At 56.8% G+C, this 19,965-nt stretch carries 8 protein-coding genes; 6 read left to right on the top strand and 2 right to left on the bottom strand.

Translation table 11 applies throughout. From position 1 onward, the window contains the following. Positions 1-6 precede the first annotated feature (6 nt). The 3 genes from Pla52nx_RS21410 to Pla52nx_RS21400 are packed head-to-tail and all read left to right on the top strand — an operon-like array spanning position 7 to position 7,351. Positions 7-3,864: a hypothetical protein gene (locus Pla52nx_RS21410; RefSeq protein ID WP_146520747.1), complete on the top strand. Its 3,858-nt coding sequence runs from the start codon at positions 7-9 to the stop codon at positions 3,862-3,864. Between the two features lie 38 nt (positions 3,865-3,902). Then, positions 3,903-6,314 (top strand): glutamine amidotransferase, encoded by a 2,412-nt coding sequence (locus Pla52nx_RS21405; RefSeq protein ID WP_146520748.1) that lies wholly within the window; start codon positions 3,903-3,905, stop codon positions 6,312-6,314. Beyond that, positions 6,311-7,351 (top strand): hypothetical protein, encoded by a 1,041-nt coding sequence (locus Pla52nx_RS21400; RefSeq protein ID WP_146520749.1) that lies wholly within the window; start codon positions 6,311-6,313, stop codon positions 7,349-7,351. The genes Pla52nx_RS21405 and Pla52nx_RS21400 overlap by 4 nt, the downstream gene beginning before the upstream one ends. Positions 7,352-7,940: 589 nt before the next feature. Here the strand turns inward: Pla52nx_RS21400 and Pla52nx_RS21395 are convergent. Together Pla52nx_RS21395 and Pla52nx_RS21390 are read right to left on the bottom strand one after the other, a co-directional pair. Further along, positions 7,941-9,194, bottom strand: coding sequence for a PQQ-binding-like beta-propeller repeat protein (locus tag Pla52nx_RS21395; RefSeq protein ID WP_146520750.1), 1,254 nt, complete (start codon positions 9,192-9,194; stop codon positions 7,941-7,943). A 586-nt stretch (positions 9,195-9,780) separates the two neighbouring features. After that, on the bottom strand, positions 9,781-12,369 hold the full coding sequence (locus tag Pla52nx_RS21390; protein WP_197454689.1) for a hypothetical protein: 2,589 nt from the start codon (positions 12,367-12,369) through the stop codon (positions 9,781-9,783). 422 nt (positions 12,370-12,791) lie between these two features. Between Pla52nx_RS21390 and topA the strand changes: the two genes are divergently transcribed. The 3 genes from topA to Pla52nx_RS21375 all read left to right on the top strand — a co-directional run bounded on the left by topA (position 12,792) and on the right by Pla52nx_RS21375 (position 19,491). Continuing rightward, positions 12,792-15,509: a type I DNA topoisomerase gene (gene topA / locus Pla52nx_RS21385; protein WP_146520752.1), complete on the top strand. Its 2,718-nt coding sequence runs from the start codon at positions 12,792-12,794 to the stop codon at positions 15,507-15,509. A 137-nt stretch (positions 15,510-15,646) separates the two neighbouring features. Next, positions 15,647-17,686, top strand: coding sequence for a M13 family metallopeptidase (locus tag Pla52nx_RS21380; RefSeq protein ID WP_146520753.1), 2,040 nt, complete (start codon positions 15,647-15,649; stop codon positions 17,684-17,686). A 116-nt stretch (positions 17,687-17,802) separates the two neighbouring features. Further along, entirely contained in the window at positions 17,803-19,491 is a 1,689-nt protein-coding gene (locus tag Pla52nx_RS21375) for a peroxiredoxin family protein (protein ID WP_146520754.1), read from the top strand. Positions 19,492-19,965: the final 474 nt, after the last annotated feature.

Below are 19,965 nucleotides of genomic sequence, written 5' to 3'. Positions count from 1 at the left end.
ACTGCCATGAAAACCACATTGACCACCGGCCTGCTGCCATTGAACCGCAGTCTCCGCAACGTCGCCCGTCGTGTTTTTGCTCGCCAGTTTTGGTGGTTGGTCGTCGTACTCGGGGTCGCCACGCTATGCATCGGTTATCTGTTGCTGATGGCAGTCCGCGATGGCACGTTTTCACCCGCGGTGGGCATCATCGGTTTGACTATCGCCGGTGCGCTGTCCCTGTTGACTGCCTATCGCATTGCATCGTCACTCGCGTCGGATACGCGAGGCATTGCGAAATCGATTGAGGAGCGTTTCCCGGACTTGAAACAAGGTCTGTTGACCGCACTGAGCATCGATCCCAAACGTCCCATCGGATACTTGCAGCAGCAAGTCATTCGCAAAGCACGCGACCACGACCACGCCAACGATTGGCAACGCACCGTTCCCGGAGGCAGCGTCGTATTGGCGAGGATCTTGGGATGCGCCGTGATCGTTGCCTTGGGATGGTTGGGCATGCAGATGGCATCCGTCCAGATGCCCAGTCCTCAATCTCTTGCGGACCAATCCACGATCGAGCAGCCCGAACTGGAAATCGAAGTCACGCCTGGGGACACCGAGATCGAGCGAGGAACGAGCCTCGTTGTGACCGCGAGATTCAGTTCCGATTTACCCTCGTCGGCAACCTTGGTCTGTGTCGATGGCGAAGGAAACGAGCGACGGATCAACATGCGTCAGAACTTGAGTGATCCCGTCATGGGTGGCTTCGTCCCGCCGATCGATTCGGCGATGCGGTATCGCGTGGAAACCGACAACTGGACCAGCCGCGATTACAACGTGTCCGTGTTCGAGTTCCCCAACCTGGTCCGCAGCGATGCGAAACTGGATTATCCGGAATACACCTCGCTGGAGGACAAACTGATCGAGGACACCGTGCGTGTTTCCGCAGTCGAGGGCAGCAAGGTCACTTGGCAATGTTTTCTGAACAAAGACGTGCAATCGTGTGAATTGGTATCCAAAGACGGTGAAACAATCAAGATGCAACCCAGTGCCGATCGGCCGGGCGCGTTGGAGACGACATTGGACTTGACGGAGACAAAACGCTTCATATTGCAATTGACGGACGACGCGGGGCGCAAGAACAAATTTCCGCCGGAGCTGATCGCAAGAGTGTTGCCCAATCAACCGCCAAAGTTGAAACTCACCAAGGCACGTGATTTCAGCGTCTCGCCGTTGGAGGAACTGTTGCTGACCGCGACGGCTCGCGACGATTTCGGGATTCAACAAGTCGGCGTCGCGTACACGTTTGAGGACAACGAAGAACAAGAGATCGTGCTCGCGGAAAAGATCACGCGAGGTGCCACGGAAGAATTGGCCCACATGGTCGCTTTCGAAGACCTCCAGGCCGAACCCGATCAATTGTTGGCATACCATTTTTGGGCGGAAGACGTCGGACCGGACGGGCAACCCCGACGCGTTCAAAGCGACCTGTTCTTTGCCGAAGTTCGACCGTTTGAAGAGATCTTTCGTCCAGGTGATTCGCCGCCACCGGGCCCGCCCGGGCAGCAACCGCCTCCTGGAGCCGCACAACAGGCTCAAAAGCTGGCCGAGTTGCAGAAGGAAATCATCAGCGCCTCGTGGAATCTGCTGCGGCGAGAGAAACCCGATCGATTGACGGATCTGTTCACAGGCGATGCCGCAGTGATTCGCGATTCTCAACAAGAAGCCGTGGGAATGTTGCAGGAGTTGATCGAAAACTTGGAAGACCCCGCATCCGTCGAATTCGCCAACGATGCGTTGACCGCGATGAACGAGTCCGCCAAACGGTTGGACGCTGCCGTTCAGGGATCCGATCGCTCAGCATTGGTCGACGCGATGTCCAGCCAACGCGATGCGTATAGTGGATTGCTGAAACTCCGCGCGCGTGAGTTCCAGGTTTCCAAGCAACAACGCCAGCAACAACAACCCAGCGGCGGTGCGGCTTCACAACAACGGCAACAACAAGTCGACGAGTTGGAGCTGGAACAAGACGAGAATCGCTACGAAACACAACAGCAAGCACAACAGAATGCCGAGCAAGATCCGCAGCAAGCCGAGGAACGCCAAGTCCTGAGCCGACTGCGTGAACTCGCTCGTCGCGCAGAAGATTTGAACAAGGAGCTGGCCAAGTTGCAATCGGCGTTGGACCAAGCAGAGACGACGGAAGAAGAGGAAGAGATCCGACGCCAACTGAAACGTTTGCGTGAGCAGCAACAAGATTTGTTGCGACAAACCGACGAGCTGAATGAACGGATGATGTCACCTGAGAATCAGGAGACGATGGCCGAGCAAGCCGATCAGCTGGAGGAAACCCGCGAGAACTTGAGAAAGACCGCAGAAGCTTTGGAACAAGAGGACGCATCGAAAGCACTCGCATCGGGCAAACGCGCCGAACGAGACTTGGAAGAGCTGCGGGATGAGTTCCGCCGCCGTACGGCGGGGCAGTTCAACGACGCCATGCGTGAAATGCGCAGCGAGGCTCAAGCTCTGGATGAGAAACAAAAAGAGCTGACGGAGAAACTGGCCGAAAAGGCAGAAGAAGGAACCCCGACGCCAGGGCTGAGGCAAAACAAAGAGGAAACGAAACTTGCCGAACAGTTGAAAACTGAAGGCGAAAAGCTGGGCAACCTGCTCGAGCAAATGCAAAAGACGGTCGAACAAGCGGAAACGTCCGAGCCGCTGCTCGCACAGAAGCTTTACGATTCCTATCGTCGGACTCAGCAACAGCAAGTTGACCGCCGCCTGGATACGTCTGCTGAATTGCTGGACCAAGGTTACGAGGAACAGGCCAAGGAGTTTCAACGCGAAGCCGCTCAGGGAATCAGCGAGCTAAGAGAGAACCTGGAGGAAGCCGCAGAATCGGTCTTGGGCGATGAAACGGAAGGCATCCGCAGGGCCGCCGAGCAACTGGAACGGCTTTCCGAACAACTCGATGCCGAGCTGGATCGGGAGGCTCCTGGGACTCGTGGTGATGGCGAACCTCAGGAGCAATCCGGCGACGGTCGTCCAAGCCAGCCAGGGCAACCCGGCCAGCCAGGGCAACCTGGTGAAGAAGGACAAGCAGAAACGGAAGGCCAACCGGGTGAAGGCCAACCCGGTGAAGACCAACCCGGTGAAGACCAACCCGGTGAAGACCAACCCGGTGAAGGACAAGCTGGGCAACAGCAACCGGGGCAGGGCGAACCACAAGAGGGCGAACCGCGAGAGGGTCAGCGTCCCAATGAAGGTCAACCCGGTGAAGGTCAACAGCCTGGACAAGGTCAACAACCTGGTGAGGGCCAGCAACCGGGACAAGGACAGCAGCCGGGTGAGGGCCAGCAACCGGGACAAGGACAGCAGCCTGGACAAGGAGAACCGGGTGACGGACAGCCAAGGCAGCGACCTGGGTTGCGACCGTCGCCAGGCCAATCACCACAGGGCCAATCACCACAGGGCCAATCACCACAGGGCCAGCCCAGCGAGGGTGCTGCATCAGGCAGTCCCTTTGCAGCCGATTCACCCGGCAACTCTCCGATGTCAGGAGACTTCCGCGAATGGTCCGATGCTCTGCGTGATGTCGAAGAAATGGTCGGTGACCCGGAGCTGCGCAGTCGTGCCGCTCGCATCCGCGACCGCGCGCGTCAGATCCGAACCGAGACACAGCGACATTCCAAGCTGCCCGAGTGGGAGATGGTAGAAGAAATGGTTGCCGCTCCGCTGCGAGAATTGCAACGTGACGTGCAACAGGAATACATCCGACGCAGTGCAAAGAAGAACGCGTTGGTGCCGATCGATCGTGATCCTGTCCCCGATCGGTATACCGAGGCGGTTCGTCAGTACTACGAGAACCTTGGGAGTGGTCGATGATGTCGCTGTGGGCACACATCGCCCTTCCCCACCTTGCAATGAATCCCCTGTTCGCGCAGCAGACCTATGAGCTGCCCGGCGACATCGTGATCGGTGCGCCCGATTGGATCTTGCCGACGCTGGTCGTCGGCGTCGGTTGCACGTTGTTGGTCGTTTGGAATTACGCTAGTAGTCGCCGCGATCGTTGGTCGATTTTGGGCGCGGTGTTGAAACTGGCCGCCATCGCGTTGTTGGCCGTTTGCATGTTGCAACCCATGCGGCGTGGTCAACGCCCTCGCCCCCGCGCGAACTTGCTGCCGATCGTCATCGATGACAGCCGCAGCATGAATCTGGCCAACCCGGGCAAATCCGAAACGTGGCACGGACAGATCAAGACATTGATCGGGGATCCTCAGCGATGGCCTACCCAACTTGGGCAGACGTTTGATGTCCGCACGTACGCGTTCGACTCGCGACTGCGAGAACTGGATTCTGCGGACGACTTGGTCGCCACGGGTGACGATTCGCGATTGTCTCAAAGCCTGAGCGAACTGTCGCAGCGTTTGGCCGAGCGACCTGTTGCCGGTGTGATCTTGATGTCCGACGGCAACGACACGCAGAAGATTTCTGAGGTGAACGACTGGAGTTCACTGGGCTTTCCCGTGTATCCGATCTTGCCTGCGGAGTCGCCCGCGATTCACGACTTGCGAATCGTCGACACCAGCGTTCGGCAAACGAATTTCGAAACTTCCCCGATCACGCTCAATGCAACGCTCGCTGCGGTCGGCATGTCTCAACGCGTCGCCACGATTCAATTACGTGAGGATTTGACCGGACGAGTCGTCGCGGAAAAGACTCATGTATTGGGCGAGGACGACGAAAATCAAACAGTCTCGTTCCAGTTTCGCCCGGACGAGTCCGGACTGCAGTTCTATCGTGTGGTCGCTTTTTCCGAAGCGGATCGCGATGTCGTCAGCGGCGCGATTTCAGCCAGCGGCCAGGTGGAGAGCGGTGCCGGTATTTCCAGCGAATCGACGCTGTTGAACAACAGCAAGATCGTTGCCGTCCACCGTGACTCCGGTCCCTATCGTGTCCTGTACTTGTCCGGACGTGCCAACTGGGAGTACAAGTTTCTCAATCGTGCCTTGGCGTCGGATGCGGAAGTCCAACTGGTCGGGCTGTTGCGGATTGCAAAGAAAGAAGCCAAGTTCAGTTTCCGTGATCGAGGCGTTTCCGACACCAATCCGCTCTTCCAAGGAGTCGCGGACGATCCGGATGCGGCTGAACAGTACGACGAGCCGGTCATCATCCGGTTGGGAGTCAAAGAGTCCGAGGAACTCAGCAAAGGGTTCCCCAAAACAGCCGACGAATTGTTTGCCTATCACGCGATCATTCTGGATGACATCGAGCCGGATTTTTTTACCCAAGATCAAATGCTGTTGATCCGCCAGTTTGTTTCCGCCCGCGGCGGCGGCTTGCTGATGCTTGGCGGACAAGAATCCTTTGATGGAAAACGTTTTGCCGACACACCGCTGGGTGCGCTGTCCCCCTTCTATGAAGCGACATCGCCACAGCACAAACCGTCCGAGTTCGGTTTGTCGATTTCCCGTGAGGGATTACTGCAACCCTGGATGCGTTTGCGTGAAACGGAAGTCGCCGAAACGGAGCGGCTAAGAGAAATGCCGGCTTTTCAGTCGGTCAATTCCGTCGGCTCCCTGAAACCCGGTGCGATGCAACTGGCCACCGTCACGACGCCGGAAAGTGACACCCTGCCTGCGTTGGCGGCCCAGCGTTTCGGCAAAGGACGTAGTGCGGCGATGCCCATCGCGGACTTTTGGCGTTGGTCGATGCGACGATCGGAAAAAAGTGCCGATGATCCCGAACAAGCCTGGCGACAGATCGTTCGCTGGCTGGTCAGTGAAGTGCCTCGTCGCGTTCAGATGGAGTGCAAAGATCAACAAGACACCAACGGCAGTGTGGCCATCTCGGTCAACGTCTTGGACGACTCGTTTCTTGGTGTCGACAACGCCACGGTTTCGTTGACCATTACGCCGCCGTCCGGTGAACCGTTGCTGTTACGTGCGGATGCCAGTGGCGACGCCGCGGGTGTCTACGCGTGTGATTACTGGCCGCGTGACCCAGGTGCTTATCGTGTGAACGCGTCAGTCGATGCGCCGGACGGTTCGCTGATCGGACGAGCCGAAAGCGGCTGGACCAAACAGAAAGGCGGTGCCGAGTACGACCGTTTGGCGATCAATCGAGAACTACTGAACCAGATTGCCCAGCAGAGCGGTGGTAAAGTCATCGACGCCGACTCCGTGGAAAGTTTCATCAGCCGATTGCCCAGTGACAAGATCCCACAAACCGAATACTGGGTCTATCCGATCTGGCACCGTCCCTGGATCATGATGCTCGCCATCGCGTGTCTGTGCACCGAATGGGGACTGAGACGTTGGCGAGGACTTGCATGAGTGGTACAGCTTTGATGATGAGAACGTTATTCAACAACCCTGCTTGGTGGCCCATTGCCGCTCTCCTGCTGATATTCGCCTTCAGCGTTGCCCCAACGGCAACCTCCGACGACATGATCGTCGTGGTCGGAGCAGCGGGGACGCCTGAGTACGCGGATGATTTCAAACTTGCCGCGGCCACTTGGCAGCAACTCGCCAAGCTCAACGAGCTGCAATGCGTCACGATCGGCCTGTCAGGTTCGGGCGAGGAGAATAGCGATCGGGATCAATTGAGTGCCACGATCCAAAAATCCAAGCGAGAGAAATCCGAAACGCCGCTTTGGCTGGTTCTGATCGGCCACGGCACGTTCGCCGACAGCCTCGCGAAATTCAATTTGCGTGGAACCGACTTTTCCGCATCTGAAATGTCCGACTGGCTTGCGGACTCACAACGAACCATCGTCGTCATCAACAACGCGTCTTCCAGCGGCCCGTTTATCAATCGCTTGTCGGCGGACCATCGAATCATCGTGACGGCGACCAAGAGCGGTTCGGAGCAGAACTACACTCGCTTCGGCAAGTATTTTGCCCAGGCCATGTCGTCCACTGCCGCGGACTTGGATCATGATGACGAAGTCTCCGTGTTGGAAGCGTTCGTGATGGCCACGCGTGAGGTTGATGATTTCTATCAAACCGAAGGCCGGATCAGCACAGAGCATGCATTGTTGGATGACAACGGCGACGGCGCCGGATCGTCATCCAAGATTCTCGCAGGCTTGGCAGTCGTGAAAGGCCCCAAGACGGTCGATGGCAAACGCGCCGCCAAGACCACATTGTCACCAACCGGCGAGACACCTCGTTTGACACCCGAACAATCCAAGCGTCGCGACGAACTTGAGTCACAACTGGAAATCATCCGCGTCGCAAACGATGGACAGTCCGAGTCGGATTATCAAGCCAAGATCCTGCCGATCATGCTGGAACTGTCCCGGATCTACTTCCCAGAGGAAGCCGCGTCGGATGCTGAGGCTGCATCGAAGACGCCGGCTGAGAGGTAATGCTGGGCTGCCAAGATTTGCTGTCGACTCGGATTTTGGTTTTGCATGTTTTGTTCGGCGAAGCTGGACTGCTCAAAGCTTGGGGTTGACATTGTTTTTTCAGTCCATGTTTTTGTCCCATGCATCGCAATCAAAGTGAGCCTCAGGCGTTAGCCGTGGGCCGGCACCACAATCCGCCTCAGGCCCACGGCTAGCGCCTGAGGCTCACTGGGGCCACCGGCTGCGCCGGCAGTAGGGAAATAAACTGGACTGCTCAAAGCTTGGGGTTGACATTGTTTTTTCAGTCCATGTTTTTGTCCCATGCATCGCAATCAAAGTGAGCCTCAGGCGCTAGCCGTGGGCCGGCACCACAATCCGCCTCAGGCGCTAGCCGTGGGCCGGCACCACAATCCGCCTCAGGCCCACGGCTAGCGTCTGAGGCTCACTGGGGGCCACCGGCTGCGCCGGCAGTAGGGAAATAAACTTGCGCAAACCCAAAAAGACACAACCCCAAATTTTGAACAGCCCAGTGTAGGCTCCCTTCCGGATCTTGCTTCGCTCGATCCGACTTCGCCCAGCTTCGCCGGGACTGATTCGCTACCCGCGACAACTATTTCGACCAGCGAAATACCTTGAGCGATGCGAGGTCACGGACGATGACCATTTCGTCTTGGATCGCCAAGTGCGCCCACGAGTCGTTAGCAACCTTTTGGCGATCGATCTCGTTGTACTTTCCTTCGTCGGCTTGGATCAGCACTAGATCGCCGTCGTTGGTCAGCGCCAGAATTTTGTCGCCCGCGGCGACCATACTCCAATAGCTGCCCGTGGGCGGAGTCGTCCACAGAATCGAGCCATCAGAAACCGACAGAGCGCTGAACCGCTCACTTTTTTGGTGCAGGTAAATGGTGTCACCGATCACGACCGGCGACGACATATAGCCTTGTGTTTTCTGTTGCCACAATTCTCGAATCGACCAGGTACCATCATCGGAACGCGACACGGAAAACATCTGGGAGCGACCGCTGTGGGCCGCGGTGAAGATGCGGTCACCGAGCACGAGCGGGGTCAGAATGTTCATTCCCCTGAATGCTTCGATCGGTTCCTTCCAGAGCACCGAACCATCGTCGATCGAAACGCCACACAGGTCGGTTCGGGTTTGAACCACCAACTGACGGACACCCGAGAGCGTTGCGATCACGGGACTGGAAAACGCACCATTGGTCGACATTCCGCCGCCCTGCTCCAACGATTGCCAAATCACCTCGCCATCCGATAGACGGACCTTGACCAATGCACCACCGGTCTGAACGAACGCAAAATCGCCATCGATGATCGGCGAGCAGACGGCACCAAATGATGGAATGGGAGTGCCGATTTCTTTATGAAAATCAACTCGCCAATGTTCGTTGCCCGTTGGAGGATCGAGCGAAACCAGCACGTCCCGCATGCCGAGCACCAGGAGGTTTGAGCCATCACAAATCGGGGTCGAGCGAATCCAATCACCGTTCTTTGCCGCGAAAAACGGAACCGCCATGGCTCCTTCCCACTGGACCGACCAGACCTTTTCACCAGAAGTGAGCCGGTAGGCGGTGACGCGTTCTAGCTTTTTGTCGACGGTCTCAGTCGTAAAAACCAGATCACCACAGATTATCGGGCCGCTGTAGCTCGGCGAGTGCGGTTGCTCCCAAACCAGCTCCAGCTTGCCGCTGAGTTTTTCAGGCCAAGCCGCGCCGGTGAGTTGAGCGTCACGGTTGGGGCCACGCCATTGATTCCAGTCCGGAGATTCCGCGCTGGTGGGCATCAATGGGCAAAGGATCAATGCAGCAACGACGGCGGCAAGAGATGGGAGAGGGCGGCGAACCATGGCGAGTTCTCGGCGGGCAGGAGTGATGAATCATTCATTTCCGGAATCAGCCGATGATTGTAGCGCCGTGGAAAGGGCTCTGCCTCGACCTTCCGCATGCGTCATTGGGGAGGTGTCAGAAACGGGGCACGGCACAGGGCAGATGACTTGTGTTTGGGCGGATGGTGGTGTTCGTTTTCGACTTGGAAAGTCGAACAACAATCGTCGCTCGACTTTCCAAGTCGATAGCGTGCCCAGTCATACGTCATGCCAATTCCGAACCGTGGCTTGCGATGGGCTGTTCAAAATTTGGCGTTGACATTGTTTCTTCAGTCCATGTTTTCGTTCCATGCATCGCAATCAAAGTGAGCCTCAGGCGCTAGCCGTGGGCCGGCACCACCATCCGCCTCAGGCCCACGGCTAGCGCCTGAGGCTCACTGGGGGCCACTAGGTGCGTCTTTGAGCAGTCCAGCGTAGGCCCCCTTCCGGATCTTGCTTCGCTCGATCCGACCTCCCCCAACTGCGGAGACTGCTGATTTACTCGAAACCAAGAACCCAGCGGGACGCTATCGCGTGCCGGCTGATGAATGATCGGTCTAGCGTACGTCTACTCGGCTTCGTTGCCCATCACGAGACCGGTCTTCTCGTCGACCATTTCGACGAAGCCTTGTCGCAACTCGTAACGATCTTCCATTCCCAACGACAACGCTTTCATGCGTTCGGTTGGTTGTTTGAAGATTGAACGCAAGTCTTGTATTGCTGGCTGCAACTCCGTTCGACGGAAGACGTAGACGACGTTTTGAGGCAGATTGCCAGCCACGACGGCTTCGTCACCCTCCGCGTTGAACACGGCCGACATGAACTCTTCGCCGACGGAATCAAGTTCAGGCACATTGCCCAGGGTCGCTTGTCCGAATCCGAAGGAATTCATCCAACTGAATGGGGCCACGTTTTGCTTGAGGTTGTCTTTCTTGTCCTCCGGAACGACGTCGACAAGTGACTTGCCTTCATTGATCTGTTTGGCCAACGCTTCGGCGTCCTTGCGTGCCAACTCACGAGCGTCTTCCATGCGAACGGCCTGGACGACTTCGTCGCGGACTTCGTCCAACGTGGGGACCTTGGACTCCGTTTCTTCGACTTTCCAGCTCAAGTAACTCAGTCCGCGAGGAATGTCGACGGTCGAAAGCGCCTTGAACAACTCCAATTTTGGAATCTGGTTTCCGGCACCGAACACCATCACCGCGTAGGGGTAGCCACGCTGATTGAACGAAGTTCCGGCTTCGTACGAATCAGAGATCGGTTCGTCGGCGATCGAAACCGCATCGTGAGGTCCGATCGGAGCGTACTCGAGGCCGAGTTCACCAGCGAGTTTCTTGAGGTCGGGCCGTTCAGGCTTGATCGACTCGTCTTCGGACATCACGTAACGAGATTGCATGGCAAAGTAGACCCGCATCACCTTCTTGGCCTTCGTCAGGGCGCGATCCAAAGCCACGCGGGCGTCGTCTTGCACCAGCGCTTCGGCAACGTTCAAGCGAACTTCCTCGTACGGTTGAATCTCCGGCTTTGCTTCTTCGGCAGCAGGCGACTCAGCCGCTGCGTCATCAGCAGCGGGTGTTTCTGTCGCTGGGTTTTCTGTCGCTGGGTTTTCAGCGGCGGGTTCGTCCGCAGCGGGCGTCTCTGATGCGGGAGTCACGTCGTCTTGGAACATCACCAGTTGAACCGCGTCATCGAGCTGCAAACTGGATTGCTCACCGCCCTCTGGCTTCGGCTGATCCGCAGGCTCTGGTTCCGAAGCGGGCTCTGGCTCGGTGGTAGGCTCTGGCTCGGTAGCTGGCTCGCTCGTCGGTTCCGTTTCCGCAGGAGTCTCAGGCTTGGACTCTGGTTTTGTTTCCGGTGCGTCGAGTTTTTCCGGTGTCTCTGGCTTGGGCTCTGATGCGGGTTTCTCCGGAGCGGGCTTTTCCTCAGCGGGCATTTCCTCAGCGGGCATTTCCAGATCGCCTGCATCGTCAAGGATTTTCTGAAGATCCTCAACCTGCTGTTTGTGTTTCGCGATGTCCTCCGGCGAATCCTGCTCCACCGTTTTTTCTTGCTTTGGCTGCGCCGGAGCTGGTGTTTCCGGAGCTGGAGTCGCTGGCTCTGGAGCGGGTGTCTCGGTCGTCGCCGACTCTTCTTTCATTTCAGCTGGTGCGTTGCTAGCCGGTGCGTTGCTAGCCGGTGCGTTGCTAGCCGGTGCTGGCGTCTCGGGAGCGGCGTCTGCTGGCATCGAGTCAGTCGACGGTTGGGACGTCTCTGGTTCTTCTTTTCGCACACGGAACGCGCCCCGGGCGACTTGGCGGTCGTACTCGGCGCGAATCTCTTCCTCGGGCAACTTGGCCACTTCGGCATCCACAAATTTCTGCAGGTTGCCGACCAAGTATTCGATCGTCGCTTTGTCTCTGGTTCGGAAACCGGGCTCAGGCGACTGGGTGCTGGAATAAAAATCTTTTCCAGCCTCGTAAACTTCGACGATCCGGCTTTCTGGCGGATTCGCGTCCGTTTTGTCGACATATTCCGAGACCAGAATTCCGTAGGCGTCTCCGCTGGCTTGCTGGTTCAATTTGAGGAAATTCTGCCATTCTTCCGCGGGCGTCATGATTGGCATTTGGCCGTACGACAGGGCCGCGGAGGCACCGTTTTCGTAAACGCGGGCCAGCAGCTGGTTTCGCAGCATGTCGTAGAGGTGGAATTCGCCCATCCCATTTTGAGTTTCTTTGGCCAACATGCCCATGATCTGCTGGCGGGTCATCTTCTCGGATGTGAAGGCCATCAGCCAGTTTTCGATCGCCGTGTCGTCCAGTTCGAACCCTTGCTTTTCGGCTTGCGCGGCAAATTGCAGGGTGCGAATGCTGGCCAGTTCGCTTGGTTGTTGGTTGATTCCCAGCGAGCGAATCTGTTGGCTGCGGGGATCAAACATGAATCCGGGAACTTGCGGCGAGCCGCCCAATTCCATGGTTTTTTCAGCCAAAGCCTCCAGGAAACGCACGGTTTGGTTGTGCATCCGCGTAAAAGTTTCGATCCGGCTGCGTTTCAGATCGACGCCGTTGAAGCTTGCCAGGACAGGGTCTGAGACGCCAGGACCGGCTTTTTGCAGGTAGCTGGTCATCGCGGGCAGCACGACAAACGCAAACATCGACAGCAAAATGAGGCCGGTCATCATGACCTTCTGATTGCGTCGAAATAATTCCAAAGGGCTCATAACGGGCGAACTTTCGGCGTTAAATCCGGGACGGGAATGTTAGCTGGATGGGAAAGCATACGCGACAAGCATCGCCGGGCCGATACGGGACTCGCCAAGGAAGACGAATTCGCACCAGTCGTCTTGACAACCCGAGCGTCGCGACCAACTCTCTGAAAACGAAACGGAAAGCGTATCGCCGCCAGAATTCAAGGGTCAAGGTGAGATCCGTCATCAGACCGATAGTTTTTACGGTTCTGATCCCATCGGAGTTCATCTCGGAGGAACCAGACGAAATGCCGCGACGCAAAAATACGCGTTGCTAACTTTTGGCTGGTTCGTTATCCAACCAAGCCGACGCGGTCCCCCTAAATTTACATTTCTCTAAATCAACAGCGTATTTGATGGCTAAGACGACGGGCAAAAGCTTGGTGATCGTGGAATCACCTGCCAAAGCGCGAACGATTTCGAAATTCTTGGGCAAGGACTACCAAGTCGAGGCCAGCATCGGGCACGTCCGTGACTTGCCCGAGGGAAAAAAAGACGTCCCCGATAAATATCGCGACGAGCCGTGGGCGTACCTCGGCGTCAACGTCGACGACGAGTTTCAGCCGTTGTACATCGTCCCGACGGACAAGAAAAAACAGGTGGCGAAGCTGAAAGCCGCCCTCAAAGACGCCTCCAGCCTCTATCTGGCGACCGACGAAGACCGCGAGGGGGAAGCCATCAGTTGGCACCTGCATGAACTGCTCAAGCCCAAGGTGCCGGTCCACCGCTTGGTTTTTCACGAAATCACCAAGGAAGCGATCACGGAGGCGTTGGAGACCACCCGCGAGATCGACCAGGGCATGGTGCGGGCCCAAGAAACACGACGAATCTTGGATCGTTTGTACGGCTATGACATGTCCCAGTTGCTGTGGCGCAAAGTCGGCAGTGGCACGTCCGCCGGCCGGGTCCAAAGCGTTGCGGTTCGTCTCGTCGTCCAACGTGAACGTGAGCGAATCGCGTTCGTTCGGGCGACGTATTGGGACATCGAAGCCCTGTTTGAGACCAGGAGCAAGGAACCACTCTCAGCGACCCTGTCCAGCTTGGACGGAAAACGTGCTCCCAGCGGAAAGGATTTCGATCCAGACACCGGCAAGCCCACCCGTGAGGACTTGTTGCTGTTGGACGAAAAAGGGGCCAGCGAGTTGGCGACGCGTCTGAAGTCGACGGATTTCACCGTTTCCAAAGTCGAGGTCAAACCGTTTACCGAACGTCCCCGTGCCCCCTTTACCACCAGCACCCTGCAGCAAGAGGCCAACCGAAAACTCGGGTTCACGGCCAAACGTGCGATGGGCGCGGCGCAAAAGCTGTACGAGAACGGCTACATCACTTACATGCGTACCGATAGCACGACGCTCAGCAAAGAAGCGATCTCGGCGGCACGCAATTTGGTGCGGACGGTTTATGGCGAAAAATTCTTGCACCCCGATGTTCGCGTTTACGCGGGCAAGGTGAAAAACGCGCAAGAGGCTCACGAAGCGATCCGACCGGCGGGCACCAATTTCCGCACGCCCGAATCGATCCGTGGCGAGTTGGACCCGGATCAATTCCGTCTTTACGATTTGATTTGGAAACGCACCGTTGCGTGCCAGATGGCGGATGCGACGAAGCAACGCAGCAGCATTTCCATCTCGGGCGGCGGCGCCGTTTTCACCGCGACAGGCACGAGCATTCTGTTCGAAGGATTCTTGCGAGCCTACGTCGAGGGCAGTGATAACCCGGAAGCCGAGTTGGCGGACAAGGAGCGTTTGTTGCCCAATGTTTCCGAAAAGGATCCGTTGGACGCAAAAGAGATGGAGGCCAAGAGCCACACGACTCAACCGCCCGCGAGATTCACGGAAGCCTCGTTGACTCGAACGCTGGAGGAAAAAGGCATCGGCCGCCCCAGTACGTTTGCGTCGATCATTGGCACGATCACGGATGAGCGACGGAACTACATTTACAAAAAGGGCAACGCACTCGTTCCCTCATGGCGTGCATTCAGCGTCACGCGATTGATGGAAGAACACTTCGGCCCGCTGGTCGATTACGAGTTCACCGCCGACATGGAAGATTTCCTCGACTCGATCAGCCGCGACGAGACGGGTTTCCTGGAGTACCTGAAACGGTTTTACTTCGGCGATGATTCCGATGCGAAAAACAATATCGGCTTGAAGCCGCGTTTGGAAAAGAAGCTCGACGAGATCGATCCACGCGTGACCGCAAAGTTTTCCTTGGGGACACCCGAAGACGATCCCGAGTTTCGCGAAGAAGTCTTTGTTCGTGTGGGCAAGTTCGGTCCGTTCCTTGAGCAAGGCGAACGCAAGGCTCCGATTCCCGACGGCTTGCCGCCCGACGAGATGGATTTGGTCAAGGCGATGGAGCTATTGGCAAGCGCGCAAGTCGAAGAGGAGCCGATCGGAACCCATCCCGAAACAGGCAAACCGATTTATGTGAAGGTCGGCCGGTTTGGTCCGTACATTCAACTCGGTGCACCCGACGACGATGAGAAACGTAATCAGTCGCTGCTCAAGGGAATGGCGATCGAAGACTTGACGTTGGAGATGGCGTGCAAGCTGCTGGAATTGCCGCGGACCTTGGGCAATTTTCCGGACAACGATCAACCGATCCAAGCGTTCGATGGTCGCTATGGACCGTACATCAAATGTGAGAAAGACACGCGTTCGTTGCCAGCCGGTGTTTCACCGTTGGAGGTGACCTTGGACGAAGCGATCACGTTGCTGCGTCAACCCAAGACTCGCGGCCGAGCGACTCCGAAAGAGCCGTTGCGAGTGTACGAAGAAAAGTCGCCGGTGAACGAAGGCGAAGTGAAGATCTTGGACGGTCGCTTCGGTCCTTACGTGACCGACGGTGACGTCAACGCATCGCTGCCCAAGGGAGTGGACCCCAAAGACCTGTCGTTCAACTCCGCGTTGGACTTGCTGGCCGAACGCTTGGCCAAAGTCGGAACGAAAAAGAAGAAAAAGGCGACCAAAAAGAAGGCTGCCAAAAAAGCAACCACGAAAAAGAAAACCGCCAAAAAGAAGGCGACCAAGAAGAAAACGGCCAAAAAGAAGGGCGTGAAAAAGAAACCCTGATGCCAGGAGCATCGGCAATTGCCATGGGCGATGAGGTTGAAACGCGTTAGATTGAACGGGGTTGCACCGAGCCGGCGCAATCCCGTTTCCGTTTCCAAACGCACTCCATTTCTACCCACGGACGATCCCAGTTGACCATGAGAATCCCTTTCGCATTGGCCGCTTTCTTCATCGCAGTCTCAGGTATCACCGTCATCAGTGCCAACGCCCAGGAATCGGCGACGAACAAGGTTTCGGGGATTGACCGAGCCTTGTTCAGTCAAGCCATTTCCCCGGGAGAGAATTTCTACCTCTACGGCAATGAAAAGTGGTTGGAGGAAACCAAGATCCCCGGCGACAAATCCAACTACGGGATCTTCACCGTCCTGGACGACGAGACTCGCCAGCAAGTTCGTGAGTTGATCGAGTCTGCCGCCGCATCCGATGCGGAACAAGGCAGCGCCGCTCAGAAAGTCGGTGATCTGTACGAAAGCGTTCTGAACGTCGAAGCAAGAAATCAAGCAGGGATCGAACCGATTCGACCGATGCTCGAGGCGGTTTCCAAGATCGAGTCGAAGGAGGATTTGTCATCAACGATGGGGCAACTCCGGACACGTGGAATCGGTGGCCCGGTCGTCCCGTACATTTCCGTCGATGCCAAGGACAGTGATTCGTACACGGTCTACGTCACTCAGTCCGGATTGACGATGCCCGATCGAGATTACTACATCGTCGACGAAGATCGCTACAAGGTGTTGCGCGATCAAATGGTCCAATACGCCACCGACATGTTGGCGTTCGCAGATCACCCCGCCCCTGCCAAGGCTGCCAAGGCGATCTTGGAGCTTGAAACACAGATCGCGCAGATCCAGTGGACCAAGACTCAGAATCGAGACCCCAAAGCGACCTACAATCCACACACGGCCGCCGAAGTCGACCAGATGCTCGGCTCACTCAACTGGCTGCGACTGGCGGAACAATCAAACGTCGGTGGGCGTGACAAGTACGTGGTCCGCCAACCGTCGTTCTTCACCGACATGGCGAAGATCTTTGAGGAAACACCGCTGCAAACGTGGAAGGACTATCTGACGTTTCATGTCTTGGACGACTACGCCTCGGGGCTGACAGAAACCATCGAGAAACGACACTTTGATTTTCACGAGACCGCAATCAGTGGTATCGCAGAACAGCAGCCGATGTGGAAACGTGGCGTCGATGTCACCGGCGAAGTTTTGGGTGAACTGGTGGGGCAACTCTACGTCGAAAAACATTTCAAGCCCGAAGCCAAGCAGCGAATGACGGAGCTGGTGGACAACCTGAAACGTGCATTTGCTGATCGCATTCGCACCCGTGACTGGATGGGCGATGGGACGAAGATGCAAGCCCTGGAGAAACTCTCCAAGTTCAATACCAAGATCGGCTATCCGGATGAGTGGAAGGATTACAGCAAGCTGCAGATCGACGATGGCACTCTGGCCGATCACTTGATCGCATCCGCCGAGTTTGAATACCAACGCGACGTCGATCGATTGGGTGAACCCGTGGATCGCAATGAATGGCACATGACGCCACAAACGATCAACGCATACTACAGCCCGACGATGAACGAGATCGTGTTTCCGGCGGCGATCCTGCAGCCTCCCTTTTTCAATATGGCTGCCGATGACGCCGTCAACTACGGCGGAATCGGCGCGGTGATCGGTCACGAGATCAGCCACGGATTTGACGACAAAGGCAGTGAGTACGACGGTAATGGAAACCTGCGAATGTGGTGGACGGAAGACGACCGCAAGGAGTTTGAGCGTCGAGCTGAAGGACTGGTCGGTCAGTTCAACAAGTTCGAGCCGGAGAAAGGAAACTTCGTCAACGGCGAGTTGACCTTGGGAGAAAATATCGGCGATCTCGGTGGCCTGAGTGTTGCCTACGAAGCTTATCGGTTGTCACTCGACGGCAAAGAAGCACCTGTGATCGATGGCTTGACCGGAGATCAACGCTTTTTCCTAGGTTGGTCCCAGATTTGGCGACGCTTGTATCGCAAGCCCGAGTTGCTGCGACGGTTGATCGTCGACCCCCACAGCCCCAGCGAATATCGCGTCAACGGCATCGTTCGCAACATGGACGCATGGTACGAAGCGTTCGGAATCAAACCGGAAGATAAACTGTATTTGGCCCCCGAAGACCGCGTCCGCATTTGGTGATTGGCCTTATGTACGTCAGCCTTTCTAGGCTGACATGAGCACTGATGTCAGGCTGGAAAGCCTGACGTACTAGTGCCTGACGCACGAAATTCAACCGACTTTGTGATGCACGAACAATGACCCTCTCTCTTCGTCTTTCCGCTTCGCTCTGCTTGCTCAGCCTGCTCTGCTTCGGTTGCTCCAAGTCAACCGACAGTGATTCCAGTAACGCATCTGCCGCCGGCGTCCCATCGGCTGATGGCGGTGTTCAGAGCGCGGCCGAACTCGCTGCAAGAGGTGTTTCGCCAGACGTCGGCGATGATACGTTTGGTCACACCTATGCGAATGCCTCCGAACGCGCCGATGATGTGTCGCGGTCACAACCCGCCGGTGCCGATCTGACCGGAATGAAACCGGGAGATCCGCCAAACAATCCGGCATCCTTGATCCCAGAAGGCGGTCTGACGCTGGCTGATCCGTCCAGCTCCACAGACGATGGCAGCACAAACGCTCGCCCCTTGCGTGATGATCTGACTCCCCAAGAACTGACAGGCTACTTATCGGCTACCGATCGCGATATGGAACTGATCGCAACGGGACGCGCAGGCATCTCGGATCAAAGCAAAGCGATGACGACCATGATGCAAATCGTCGAGCAAAAGTTGGAAGCCGCGAGGCAACTTGCGGAGCATCCCCAGGCGACACCCGAGGACAAGGTCACCGGCATCCGCGGCCAAATGCAAGCGCTGTCACACATGGCCGGCGGCGGTGATGTCCAAGCCGCCCAGAAACTGGAAACACTCGCAAAAGAACAAGTCAACTCGAGCGACCAACGGATCGCCTCGGACAGTCAAATCGTTTTGGTCGGATTTGCCATCGAATCGCTACGCAACGGCAAAGCCAACGCGGAAACCCAAATGGTTGAACTGATCAATCAACTTGCCAAATCCAAGAACGTGGACGTGGCAGCCCTGATGGTGATGGGCCAAGCTCGCAATACGCTGGCGATGTACGGACACGCGACAGAAGCCCAGAGTGTCGGTGAAACCATCTCCAACGTGTTTGGCGATTCGTCGGATCCGATGATCGCCAACATGGCTGCTCAATTGGCCGGGAACGCTCGGTTCGATGAGACGACACGGATGATCAATACGACGATCCAAGGAGGTGACGTACCGGTGGGCCAATGGTCGGCTGCCGCGAATCGCTTGATCGACGCCGCACCTGACTTGAGCAGCGTTCAACAGCTCGCCGGCGCCGCGTTGCAATTCGAAGCGTTGGGGTTGAGCGAGTTGGTCGACGAGACCTTTCGCGTCCTGACGGATCGATTTCCCGACGCTGATTCGGAAACGCGGACAGAAGTCAACATCGCGATGGATGCACAGAAGCGTCGAGAGGACGTGCTCGGGACGCTTTATCAACCGAGCTTGCCCGCCGTCGATGGGGCACCACTATCTCTGGCCGACTACCGCGGCAAAGTCGTCTTGATGCCGTTGTGGGCGGTCACACTGGAGGAATCCTTGCAAGTGATCCCACAACTAAAACTGATGCGTGATGCCGACCCGGACAACATCGCGATCGTGGGAATCAACTTGGATCCCCAAGAGGCTCCGGTGGAAGAATTTGCACAGAAGTCGGAACTCGGTTTCCGGAATTTCCGTAGCATCTCCTCGGCACAGCAACGTGTGGCCAACCCGGTGGCCGTTCAATTCGGTGCCGTGTCGTTTCCGTTTGTGGTGATCCTGGACCAGGAAGGCCGCGTGGCGGCATTGGATTTCTCAGGGCTGCAACTGCAGTCATCGGTGCAGCAGTTGCTCAAAAAGTAAGCCACTCTTCGTAATGGGATTCGCCAGAATTCCCTCTGCAAGACATCGCTGGGAAGCATTCCGGCAGTCCAAAATACGAGCACGAAGCGCAAGCGAGTGAATTTCGCAACTCACTCGCTTGCGATTCGTGCTGGTTTATTGCGTGCTTCCGCAGCAGGGGACGCAGCCATTGGGCATACGGTGCAAGGCGGATGGTTTGCGCTTGGGCGGATGGTCGTGTTCGTTTTCGACTTGGAAAGTCGAACGACAATCGTCGCTCGACTTTCCAAGTCGATAGCGTGCCCCGCCAAACGTTTTGCCATTCCCAATCATTGACTTGCGCAGACAGGTCGCCTCCCTCGTATTCGCCTGAACGGCTAAGCTCGACCTCCCCCCAAATCCGAGACAGCAGATTGAGTCGTGTTGCGTTATCACTGTGAGCCGATGGCGCTAGCCACGGGCCGGCACCATAATCCGCCTCAGGCCCACGGCTAG

The sequence above is a fragment of the Stieleria varia genome, from assembly GCF_038443385.1.
GTDB lineage: Bacteria > Planctomycetota > Planctomycetia > Pirellulales > Pirellulaceae > Stieleria > Stieleria varia.
This window is presented reverse-complemented; position numbering and strand designations above follow the sequence as displayed.